Annotated in this window: 12 protein-coding genes and 1 riboswitch; of the genes, 10 read left to right on the plus strand and 2 right to left on the minus strand. The window is 48.6% G+C overall.

The genetic code is table 11. From position 1 onward, the window contains the following. The coding region (locus AC1DSE_RS20800; RefSeq protein WP_477528122.1) for a Y-family DNA polymerase at nucleotides 1–267 on the minus strand (267 nt) is incomplete at its 3' end. Beyond that, a complete protein-coding gene (locus AC1DSE_RS20805) occupies nucleotides 257–466 on the minus strand; it encodes a hypothetical protein (protein ID WP_477511461.1) in 210 nt (69 codons plus the stop codon). The genes AC1DSE_RS20800 and AC1DSE_RS20805, both read right to left, overlap by 11 nt. Before the next feature lie 239 nt (nucleotides 467–705). Here AC1DSE_RS20805 and AC1DSE_RS20810 point away from each other — a divergent pair, with 239 nt between their 5' ends. The 10 genes from AC1DSE_RS20810 to AC1DSE_RS20855 form a co-directional block, all read left to right on the plus strand. Continuing rightward, nucleotides 706–2,253 (plus strand): spore germination protein, encoded by a 1,548-nt coding sequence (locus tag AC1DSE_RS20810; RefSeq protein ID WP_477511460.1) that lies wholly within the window; start codon nucleotides 706–708, stop codon nucleotides 2,251–2,253. 18 nt (nucleotides 2,254–2,271) lie between these two features. Then, on the plus strand, nucleotides 2,272–3,480 hold the full coding sequence (locus tag AC1DSE_RS20815; protein ID WP_477528123.1) for a Ger(x)C family spore germination protein: 1,209 nt from the start codon (nucleotides 2,272–2,274) through the stop codon (nucleotides 3,478–3,480). Between the two features lie 21 nt (nucleotides 3,481–3,501). After that, a complete protein-coding gene (locus AC1DSE_RS20820; RefSeq protein ID WP_477528124.1) occupies nucleotides 3,502–4,584 on the plus strand; it encodes a GerAB/ArcD/ProY family transporter in 1,083 nt (360 codons plus the stop codon). A 91-nt stretch (nucleotides 4,585–4,675) separates the two neighbouring features. Then, nucleotides 4,676–6,148 carry a glycosyltransferase gene (locus tag AC1DSE_RS20825; RefSeq protein ID WP_477511457.1) on the plus strand — a complete coding sequence of 491 codons (1,473 nt, stop codon included), beginning with the start codon at nucleotides 4,676–4,678 and terminating at the stop codon, nucleotides 6,146–6,148. Between the two features lie 138 nt (nucleotides 6,149–6,286). Beyond that, a riboswitch (TPP riboswitch) is annotated at nucleotides 6,287–6,399 on the plus strand. 184 nt (nucleotides 6,400–6,583) lie between these two features. Then, a complete protein-coding gene (locus tag AC1DSE_RS20830; protein ID WP_477511456.1) occupies nucleotides 6,584–7,624 on the plus strand; it encodes an ABC transporter substrate-binding protein in 1,041 nt (346 codons plus the stop codon). Between the two features lie 68 nt (nucleotides 7,625–7,692). After that, the gene (locus AC1DSE_RS20835) at nucleotides 7,693–7,995 is read left to right on the plus strand and encodes a thiamine-binding protein (protein ID WP_477528125.1); all 303 of its coding nucleotides are present in this window, start codon (nucleotides 7,693–7,695) and stop codon (nucleotides 7,993–7,995) included. Next, nucleotides 7,985–8,758, plus strand: coding sequence for an ABC transporter permease (locus AC1DSE_RS20840; protein ID WP_477511455.1), 774 nt, complete (start codon nucleotides 7,985–7,987; stop codon nucleotides 8,756–8,758). The genes AC1DSE_RS20835 and AC1DSE_RS20840 overlap by 11 nt, the downstream gene beginning before the upstream one ends. Before the next feature lie 2 nt (nucleotides 8,759–8,760). Next, the gene (locus AC1DSE_RS20845) at nucleotides 8,761–9,558 is read left to right on the plus strand and encodes an ABC transporter ATP-binding protein (protein WP_339208855.1); all 798 of its coding nucleotides are present in this window, start codon (nucleotides 8,761–8,763) and stop codon (nucleotides 9,556–9,558) included. After that, the gene (locus AC1DSE_RS20850) at nucleotides 9,559–10,425 is read left to right on the plus strand and encodes a TatD family hydrolase (protein ID WP_477511454.1); all 867 of its coding nucleotides are present in this window, start codon (nucleotides 9,559–9,561) and stop codon (nucleotides 10,423–10,425) included. A gap of 207 nt (nucleotides 10,426–10,632) precedes the next feature. Then, nucleotides 10,633–11,358, plus strand: a 726-nt coding sequence (locus AC1DSE_RS20855) for a glucosaminidase domain-containing protein (protein WP_477528126.1), incomplete at its 3' end; no start/stop codon positions are given.

Consider the following 11,358-nt stretch of genomic DNA (forward strand, 5'->3'; position numbering starts at 1 on the left):
CATAATGGAAACATCGATATACAGCTGCATGCGCGGTTTGATGATAATTAAATCCGGGCATTTCGCCAGCGAGTCGCCCAGCCGCTCAGCAGTCGTTACTCCAAATGACTTGGCGATCGGGCAAGCAGCCAGAATGATGCCGGAGCGGCGTTCGGGGTCGCCCGCAACAGCAACCGGCAGATGGCGATACTCGGGATGTTCCGCCTTCTCCACCGATGCATAAAACGATTGGCAATCCGCAAGCATAATGACTTTGTTAAGAGACATTTCGGCTCACCAGCTCTGCTGCTAAAACATTTGCCGCAAGAAAGACGCGCTGTGCGCCGGAGTCTATACAAAAGGCTCTGACATAACCGTCTCTTACAGATAGGACACGAATCCTTCGTTTCGTAAACTTGCCTTTTTTGCTCATATAAATCACATCTACGACACAACCGACTAGGCTGAACCATTTTTCCGTTGTCATGATGCATCTCCTCCATAACAAGAACGTTTGTTCTTATTATATACAGAACGCACGTTCTTATACTAGAGGTTATTTGTGGTTATTATTGACAAGGTTTGGTTGGGAACAGCTTCGCAGTCCAATTAGGCGTACGAATGCTATACGCGGAGCAGCACGAAAACCAATCACAAATAGGACAGTACATATTTACATCCATAATGCGCCAAAATAGAAGCAACATGGAAACGAAGGGTGCCGTTATGAACAAACAAAACACAGGTAGGCTAACGCCGTTTAGTCCGTCGCTGCATGCGAATGTCAAAACCATTCGCGATTGCTTCGGCAACAGCACGGATATCGTAATCCGAATGTTTCGCAGCGATGCGGCTCCAGAACGTGAGATTGCCATTATTTATGTGGATGGAATCGTGAACTCGCAAATCATTAATGAGAGTGTCATGGAGCCGTTAATGTCAATGAGGCTGCCGCAGCATACTCATGTGAAGGGAAGCAAGCTGCTGGAAGCGCTTCGCAGCTGCGTCGTTTCAATCGGCTCGGTACAGAGTGTGGACACATTGGAGTATGCACTCCAATATATGACGGACGGATTATGTGTCATTATGGCGGATGGCAGCGCGGAAGCGCTGACGGCGGATGTGAACGGCGGCGAACAGCGCAGTGTTACGATTCCTCAGACACAGACCGTGATTCGTGGTCCGCAGCATGCTTTTGTAGAAAATATTCAAACGAACATCAGCTTGGTCAGGCGCATAATACGTTCCTCTGACCTTCATGTGCAGGTGCACAAGATCGGTCAGCAAACGCATACGAACGTAGCTGTTATGTATTTGCATGGAATAGCAGATGAAGGGATCGTTAAGGAGGTTTACCGCAGACTGGCGGCCATTGACATTGACGGTGTGCTGGAGAGCGGATACGTGGAAGAGTTTATTCAAGATGATACGTTCACGCTGTTTCCAACGCTTTCAAATACAGAGAGGCCGGACTCCGTGGCAGCAGCGCTGCTGGAGGGAAGAGTAGCGGTAATGATAGACGGCTCGCCTATGGTCTTAATGGCCCCGACTACATTTTTTTCGTTTTTTCAATCGCCAGAGGATTATTATCAACGATATGATATTGCATCCTTCGTTCGTCTCATCCGTTACGGTTCATATATCGTGTCCATTCTGCTGCCTGCCTTGTATATCGCAGTTACAACCTTTCATCAGGAGATGCTTCCGACAACGCTGCTCATTAGTCTAGCGGCGCAGCGAGAAGGGATTCCGTTCCCTGGACTGGTTGAGGCGCTGTTGATGGAGGTCACTTTCGAGGTGCTGCGAGAAGCAGGATTACGAATGCCGCGGGCGATTGGGCCCGCCATATCTATCGTGGGCGCTCTCGTACTCGGCCAGTCGGCTGTTCAGGCGGGCATCGTGTCAGCGGGTATGGTGATCATCGTATCCTTTACGGCGATTTCCAATTTTGTAATGCCGGAATTCAACATGGCGGCCACATCTCGCATTATTCGTTTTATCTTTATGATTATGGCCGGTATTTTTGGGTTTTTCGGCATTTTCATTTCTGTATTGTTTATGCTGATCCATTTGGTATCGCTGCGCTCGTTCGGAGTGCCATATATGTCTCCGCTGGCACCAGGTCCTACAAAGCAAGGACCATGGCGAGACGTGTTCGTCAGGCTGCCATGGTGGGCGGTCGTGCTTCGACCTCTAGATTTGAATCTGCGTAATCCAAGGCGGCGGCCGAACGGAAAAAAACCGCAGGCACAGCGTCATTCCGATAAGGCGTAATGAAAGGGGGAACCTGCCATGAAAAAATGGAGGCTGCTGCTGCCGATGCTCATTTGTTTGCTGGCAACGGGCTGCTGGAATCGCATAGAGCTGAATGATATTGCGATTGTTTCTGCTACCGGCGTTGATTGGAAGGATGGGAAATGGGTGTTGTCGTATCAAGTGGTCATACCGGAAGCCATTTCCAGTCAAAGCGCGAGCAACAGCACAGCGGCGGTCCATGTTTTTTCCACGCAAGGGGAAAGCTTCAGAAGCGCGGTCAGCAAAGCAAGCCAGGAGACGTCGCGGCGCCTCTATTTCGCACATAATCAAATTGTCATTATCGGTCAGGCTGCTGCGCGCAAAGGACTGGGACCACTTCTAGACACCTATTTGCGCAATCATGATTCCCGCGAGACGGTGAGCGTTTTCTTGTCAAAGGGAAGCGCGCGCCGGATGCTCGAACAATTGATTCCGCTTGAGAAAATTCCAGGCGCAGCCATACAGCGCATGATCAATAATGAAGAGATGAACAGCTCAGCCTTCCGTCAAATGACCATTCATAAAGTACTGCTGGATTTGCTGGGAACGACAAGGGCTACTGGCATACCCGGATTAATTGTGTCCGGTACGAAAGAAAGTGTGGACAATGCCGGGCAGCTTGCGTACACCAGTACACCTTMAAAGGTCAGATTGTTTGAACTGGGCCTTATTGAAGGTGACAAGCTGGTAGGCTGGATCAACAACGAAGAAAGTCAAGGCGTGATGTGGCTTGCAAATCAAGTAAAAAAAACGACGGTTTCATTCGCATGCTCAGCGGACAAGAACGAGCCGAAAAACTCATCTATTCGCATCACACATTCGGATACAACGCAGACTCCTAAATCTTCAGATGGCAATTGGCTGATGGATTTGAACGTAAAGGCGACTGGAACGCTGATGGAGTACAATTGCGAGGGTGATCTCATGAATCCGAAAGAAATAGAGAAGATACAAAAACGGATTGAGGACGAGATTGCCGCAATTATGCAAAAAGGCTGGAGCGCTGTTAGTAAGCATAAAGCAGATGTAATCGGCTTCGGAACGATCATTCACAATAAATATCCAAAGCAATGGTTAAAAACGTCGGGCAGCTGGTCGGAGCAGTTTTCGAACATCGAAGTAAAGATGAAAGTTAAGGTGAATTTGAATTCAACTGGTCTTAGCGGAAGTGGATTTAAGAAGGCGCAGGAAAAGAACCACCAATAACATAAGCAGAAAGGAGACCCTATGCAGCAGATTGGCAAAAACCAGCTTTCGATTTTGATCATCGTTTTTTTGATAGGCAGCACCCCTTTGTTCGAGCTCGGCATACAGGCGAAGCAGGATGCTTGGCTGGCGATGACGCTTGCTGCGATTGCTGGTCTGCTGCTTATCGTTATATACGTCCAGGTGCAGAAGCGCTCCCCAAATTCGGAGCTTGCTGAGCTTTATGTTATACACTTCGGAAAATGGATCGGCGGCTTTGTAGGCACACTTCACGCGTTATGGTTTGCTTATGAATCGATGCGCAACGTACGGGACGTCGGAGAGCTTACGATGACGGCGCTGCTGACCTTTACGCCGAAATGGATTGTTATGCTGCTGATTATCAGCGCCGCCGCTTATACCGTCAGCAAGGGAGTGGAAGTATTTGTCCGTGTCGTACAGCTTCTATTTCCGATTGCAGCGCTCAGCTATGCTTTTATTATTTTGCTCCTGTTTGTTGCCAGGTTGCCCAAAATAGCACATTTGCTTCCCGTTTTTGAACACGGGATTGGGCCTGTCGTGAAGGCGGCCTTTCCAGATTTAGTATCTTTTCCATTTGGGCAAATGGTTATTTTTTTCGTTTTTTGGAAGCACGTGAGCGAGAAGAAAGGGATTGGGCCAGTCACTTACAAGGCCTATATTGGCGTATCCTTATTTCTAATTCTAATGAATATCATTACGCTATGCRTATTAGGGCCGGAGCTGTCCTCGCTTACAGCACTGCCGCTGCTTGAGGTTGTGCAGTTAATTAGGCTTGCTAATATATTGGAGAGGCTTGATGTGCTTGTAACCTTGCTTCTGTTCATCGGTCTATATGTCAAAATGACTGCGCTATACATGGCATCGGTATTCATGTTCAATATGATCACTGGTATTGCCTACCGATATTGTGTGCTGCCCATTGGTCTCATTATTTATGGGGCGTCGTTTATCGAAGCAAATAATACTTCCCATATTTGGATTGGACTTGATGTTACGCTGAAGATTGCGCCGTTGTTCCAAATTGTGCTGCCGCTGCTTATGCTAGCCGTTGGAATACGCAAGAAATACAAAAAGGCTGCATGATTGAAAGTTGCGCACAGTGCTCACCCAAGCGGATAGGCTGACATATTTTATGGGTAAGTGAGCCGTTTATGCTTGCTTGAGGAGGATACGCGTGAGCGATGCCAATAGCTGCATGACAAGCATTATTCTCGTTACCTATAATAAGCTTGAATACACGAAGCAATGTGTGGAGAGTATTCGGAGACATACGCAGAGAGGCAGCTATGAGCTGATTATTGTAGATAATGGTTCGACGGATGATACAGTAAAATGGGCTAAAAGCGAGAGCGATATCATCGTAATCGACAATGGCTGCAATGCTGGCTTTCCTAAGGGCTGCAACCAAGGATTGGCCGCGGCCTCGGGCGATCTTCTGATGCTGCTAAATAACGATACAATCGTAACGCCAAGCTGGCTTGACGGTCTCAAGCGCTGCTTATTTAGTGATGAACGAATCGGGGCGGTCAGCCCCGTTACGAATTCGGCTTCCTACTGGACGACGATCCCGGTCACCTATACGACGATAGATGAAATGGAGCTGTTTGCTTCGGCACTGCATGCCAACCCTGACAGAACAAAATGGGAGGAGCGCGTGAAGCTGGTCGGCTACTGCCTTTTGCTGCGGAGAGAAGCATGGGAGAAAACGGGATCGCTCGACGAGATCTTCGGTATCGGCAACTTTGAAGATGATGATTATAGCCTGCGGCTCCGGCTGGCGGGATATAAGCTGATGCTGTGCGGCGATACGTTTATTCATCATTACGGGAGCATCTCCTTTAGCTCAGAGCCAGAACAATATGTACAAAATTTCAGAAAAAATGCCATTGTTTTTATGTCCAAATGGGGCTTTGACCCTGGTGATGCAACGTATATTAGAATGGATTTTAGCACCGTAATTGAGCGGGAATCGCATGAGTACAGACGCGAGAATTGCTCGATTATGGAAATAGGCTGCGGGTGCGGAGCTACGATTTTGCATATGAAGAAGCAATTCCCATCCGCAATATGGTACGGAGTTGAGCGTAATGAGCTGGCGGCTAGAGTAGCAGAAGCTTCGGGAATTACCGTATTCCGCTCGAACGATCCGAAGGATTGGAGGCTGCCTGCTGAAGGTCTTGACGGCATCGTAATCGGAGATGCTCATGCATACGGGACACCGCAAGCCATGAAAAATCTAGTTCGTCTTCTAAAGCCTGGCGGCTGGCTAGTCGGGTGCTTTGCCAATCGCTATTATTTCAACAATATTCGGCAATATTTAGATCCTGCTAATGCACAAGCACAGCATCAAGCGGCATCACAGTACTCAGCAGAACAAGTTAGCCAGCTTTATTTGCAGGCCGGTTTTACCTATGTGAAGATTACACGTGCGGATAATAAACCGCAGGAGCAGCTAGAATACATCCATCTGTTAGAGCAGCTAACGTCTGAAGAGATGTCAAAAGAGCTGACAGCCGCTTATTTGCTCGTATATGGACGCCTTGCTCCAGCAGCAGAGACCAAAGGAAAGGCAGACTTAGAAAGTTCGAAGGCCGCTGAAGAAGCAAAGGTTGAATGGCTGGATGAGCATGTTGATTTAGGGCAATGACAGCTGGTGCAGGAGCTGCACGTTCTGGCTGCCGTATATAGTAAGAGGATGAGTATCGTGGCTTGATGATAATCATTTTCAAAAAAAACTAGCATTAAATGCGGGTTTTGCTATACAATGAATGGTATTGACGAAACCGAATATGTTCCGGGGAGCTGGTTAGGCCGGCTGAGAGGGGATTATCTATACAATTCCGACCCGTTAAACCTGATCTGGATAATGCCAGCGTAGGGACAGAAGCTCTGTTTAGCAAGCAGGCGAGATCAAATTGATCAAGCATTTGCTGTATAAACAGCTGCACAGCCAATGATATGGCGTCCTCCGGATTAGGGGGACGCTTTTTTTTGTTGCGATTAGAATGATGCAGCCATGGAACCGGATACTACGAGGAGTCGTCGCCTATAAGAATCGAAGCATGGAGAGGGGAACAACATCATGAATCAGAAAAAAACAGGGCATTTGTCGTGGAAAATCGTGGCCGCGATGCTTGTGTTCGTATTGGCGCTGGCAGGCTGCGGCGGTGGCGCTGGGAACAAGGGCGAACAGCCGAAAGAGCAAGAGGGAACAGCGGACAAGCCGCTAGAGAAGGTGCAGGTTGTACTCGACTGGACACCAAATACGAATCATACCGGACTTTATGTAGCTAGAGATAAAGGTTTTTTTAAGGAGCAAGGACTGGACGTTGAAATTATTCAACCAGGACAAAGCGGTGCCGATCAAATGGTCGCTTCGGGCAATGTGCAGTTTGGCGTAAGTTATCAGGAGTCTGTCACGATGGCGAGAATTGCAGGCGTGCCGCTCGTATCGATCGCCGCTGTCATTCAGCACAATACCTCAGGTTTTGCTTCACCGCTTGCAAAGGGAATCGATTCACCTGAGAAATTTGAAGGCAAAACGTATGGCGGCTGGGGCGCTCCTGTTGAGGAGGCGGTCATTCAATCGATTATGCAGGAGAAGGGCGCAGATGTGAGCAAAGTAAACATCATGAGCATCGGCGACAGCGACTTCTTTACGGCGGTGAAACGCGATATTGACTTTGCATGGATTTACTATGCATGGACTGGCGTGGAAGCAGAGCTGCGCGGCGAGAAGATCAATATGGTTTATTTAACAGACTACAGCGACAAACTGGATTATTATACGCCGGTAATCGTGACGAACGAAGATTTGATTATGAATAAACCGGAAACAGTCAAAGCGTTTACAGCTGCCGTATCTAAAGGCTACCAATACGCGATCAGCAATGCGGAGGATGCAGCAGAAATTTTAATAAAAGCAGAGCCGGATTTGAATGCGGAGCTTGTGCGCGCCAGCCAAAAATGGTTAAGCTCGAAATATCAGGATGACGCACCGCGCTGGGGCGAACAGAAGCTAAGCGTATGGGAAAACTATGCGGCATGGATGTTTGAGCACAAGCTGCTGGAGAAGGAGCTTGAAGCGGAGAATGCATTTACGAACGAATTTTTACCACAATAAGCTATTCGAACATACGGAGGGCGGGAAAGCCCGCTCTCACTTACAACGATGAGAAAGAAGGAAATCAAATGGCAAACGCATTAGTAAGTATTCAAATATTACCGACAACGCCAGGCGGCGAAAGTGTTATTCCTTACGTGGATCGTGCAATTGAAATCATTAAAGCGGCAGGTGTTCCTTATCGTGTAGCACCGCTTGAAACGACGATGGAGGGTGAGCTGAGCCATCTGCTCAGCGTCGTGCAGTCGATGAGCGAGGCGATGGCGGAGRTGGGCTGCCCGTCCGTTATTTCACAAATTAAAATTTACTACAATCCGGCAAACGGCGCTTCCATGGGCAGGCTGCTGGAGAAATATCCAGATGGGCAATAAGAAATCGATTTGGTCGAAAATATGGCAGCCAGCAGCCCTACTGATCGTGCTGCTCGTCTGCTGGCAGGCAGCTGCATGGCTTGGATTATTTCAACAATGGGAGTTTCCATCACCAATTTCAATTGTACAAGAGGCCATCCAAATTTGGCCAAGGTTAATGATGCATACGGGAGCGACGGTGAAAATCATGCTGCTCGGATTTGTGGGAGGATCGGCGTTGGGCTTAATGCTCGCCGCTTTGCTGCATTTAATTCCTGGCGTTCGATCGGCGGTATATCCACTGCTCGTGCTGTCGCAAAACGTACCCATCATAGCGATTGCTCCAATTTTGACGATGCTGCTAGGCTATGGCATGCTGCCAAAGGCGCTGCTGGTCATCATGGTATGTTTTTTCCCCATCACGGTTGCCATGCTGAGCGGGCTTATGAATACCGATGCACAGCTTCGCAACTATTTGCAAATGATCGGTATTCGCAAATGGCAGCTGTTTTGGAAACTAGAGCTTCCTCATGCGATTGTTCATTTATTTTCCGGCTTGAAGATTGCGGCTTCATATAGTGTGTTAAGTGCGGTTGTTGCCGAATGGCTTGGTACAAACAAGGGTCTTGGCTCATTTATGCTTATTTCGTCCAAAGGTTTTATGCCAGATCGTGTATTTGCGGCAGTTGCCATCATCGTTGCGCTGAGCTTGACTTTATTTGGTTTAGTAACGTTAGCGGAGCGTCTTGTCATACGTTGGCGCCCTGAGAAAGAGGTGAGCTGACAGTGGTCAATCGTGCTGAGCATCATTCAGTGACGCTTCAAACGCAAAATATTCGAATGAAGTTTGGCAAAGGACAGATGAGCAAAGAAGTGCTTGGCGGGTTATCCATTTCAATAGCAGATGGGGAGTTCGTATCGATTGTAGGGCCGTCCGGCAGCGGTAAAACAACCTTGTTTCAAATTATCGGCGGTTTGGAACGTCCTACGGAAGGCGAAATTTGGATCGATGGCAAGCAAACGACGGGCGAACGCGGACATATTTCCTATATGCCGCAGCAATCGTCGCTGCTTCCATGGCAAACCGTTGCCGGCAATATAGAGTTGTCTCTTACGATCTCTGGCGTTGATAAAAAACTCGCGAAGGCGAGGACAAAGGAATGGCTCGAGCGAATCGGGCTGCAGGAATATGCGGATTCTTATCCGCATGTGCTCTCTGGAGGAATGCAGCAGCGGGTTTCTTTCCTCCGGGCACTGCTTGCTCCGCAGAATCTCATGCTGCTGGATGAACCGTTTGGCGCACTGGACGCCTTGACGCGGCAGCAAATGCAGCAGTGGCTTATGTCGATCTGGGAGCTGAATCGAAGATCGGTGCTGCTCGTTACCCATAGTATTGAAGAGGCTTTGTTTCTATCGGATCGGATTATTGTGCTGTCACCATCGCCGGCAGTGGTGCTGGAGGAATTTCAAGTGCCATTCGAGCGTCCGCGTCATGAGTCTTTATGGACAGACCCACGGTTTTATGCGATGAAGCAGCGCATTTATGATCTGCTTAAGACGGGTGCGAAGGAAGGAAACGTATAGATGGCGATACAAACAAGCAATGATCCGCGCGAAGGGCAATTGTACTCGGAATCTCCTCAGCAGGAAGGCACATGCATAGACGCGCATATTCATATTGATTTGTATGAAGCAGAGCAGCGTGATGAGCTTCTAGAGCGTGCGTTCGCAGAAGGTGTAGCAGCTGTGATTGCCGTATCTATGCATTTGGAATCGTCTATTGTGAACCGTGACATTGCCCTGCGTTACGCAGGGCGTGTGCACCCTGCTTATGGTTTCCACCCAGAACAGCCCATACCAGCCGATAAGGAGCTTGATGAGCTATTCGATTGGATTCGTTTGCGTCATGAAGCAGGGGAACGGTTTGCAATTGGCGAAGTAGGGCTGCCGTATTATACGCGAACAGAAGCGCAGCAAGCTGGGGGAAATATCGTTTTTGATGAGAATCCATACCTGCAGCTGCTGGATCGGTTTGCTGCGCTGGCCAACGAACTTGATCGTCCGATTGTATTGCATGCAGTATATGAGGACGCCGGCAAAGCTTGCGACATATTGGAGCGGCATGGTGTTCGCAGAGCGCATTTTCATTGGTTCAAGGGTGATGCTGAGGTTATCCGCCGAATGGTGGCAAGCGGCTACTTGGTGTCGATAACGCCAGACGTCGCTTACGAGGCAGAAATACAGCAGCTTGTAAGGGAGTATCCCATTGAGCTGCTGATGGTGGAAACGGATGGGCCATGGCCGTTCGAGGAAATCTATGCGGGTCAGCAGACGCGGCCTGCAATGGCTGCAGATGCAGCAAAGCATATTGCGAATATAAAGCAGCTGCCAGCTGTGCAGGTTGCGGAAATAATGCTAGCCAATACGCGCCGCTTTTATGGACTCCTATAGTATTCAATTCATACAGAAAAGGCCGCTCCATCAGAATGAACAATCTGAGGATGCGGCCCTTTTATATTTAAAATGCAAAAAAACATAGTGGTAGAGTCGACCTTTCATACCACTTTGTCCATTGCCACTTGCGCTTTCACAGCATACAAAGATAAGGACAAGGCAATAGATGGCAAGCCAAAGTGGACAGTAGAAAGGAGACAGACGATGGCACAGCTGACGAAACAACAATTTATTGAACAATTAGCTCCGACGGTTATAAGAATAAGGCGAGAAGGATCAACGATGTTTCCATCCGTACGTTTAGCGCAAAATGTACTCGAAACCGGCGGTGTTATTCACCCGTGGTACAACTTAGGCGGTATCAAGGTGGGCAGTGGACAGACGAATGCATATTGGCACGGAGAAGCGGTCGTTAAAGGAACATGGGAGGTCGTCGATGGCCGAAGCGAGAGTACTCGCGCTGCTTTCCGAGCCTATGAGAGCGTCTATCATTTTTATAAGGATTTGGATTTGCTGCTGGCTACTTCGCGTTATGAGCGTGTTCGCAAGGCAGTGACGCCAGAACAGCAAGCTGACATGCTGTACGCATGCGGCTATGCGACAGATCCGGCTTATCCAGCCAAATTAAAAGCCATTATTTCGCAGTATGGGTTGAAAAAATATGATGTTTTAGGCAGCACGCCGCTGCCTAAGCCAGAGAAGCTGAAGGATGCAGAGCTTGTTGTCGTTTTGTACAAGGGAGAGGTTATTTCAGATGGCTACTTGCTCAAGGGTACAACTTGGGTACCGGCAAGGCTGCTTGGTGAAGCGCTCGGAGCGAAGATTGATTGGACGGGGAAAAAGGTTACCGTAAACGGCAAAGAGCTCGACTCGATTTTGTCCGAAGCAACAGGTTATGTACAAATAAGAGATCTGTGCGCGGAGCTTGGG

The organism is Paenibacillus sp. 01L418, from assembly GCF_056400045.1.

Coding starts and splice junctions, on each gene's coding strand:
- AC1DSE_RS20805 (WP_477511461.1), bottom strand. CDS start 466: ATGACAACGGAAAAATGGTTCAGCCTAGTCGGTTGTGTCGTAGATGTG.
- AC1DSE_RS20830 (WP_477511456.1), top strand. CDS start 6,584: ATGAATCAGAAAAAAACAGGGCATTTGTCGTGGAAAATCGTGGCCGCG.
- AC1DSE_RS20810 (WP_477511460.1), top strand. CDS start 706: ATGAACAAACAAAACACAGGTAGGCTAACGCCGTTTAGTCCGTCGCTG.
- AC1DSE_RS20850 (WP_477511454.1), top strand. CDS start 9,559: ATGGCGATACAAACAAGCAATGATCCGCGCGAAGGGCAATTGTACTCG.
- AC1DSE_RS20840 (WP_477511455.1), top strand. CDS start 7,985: ATGGGCAATAAGAAATCGATTTGGTCGAAAATATGGCAGCCAGCAGCC.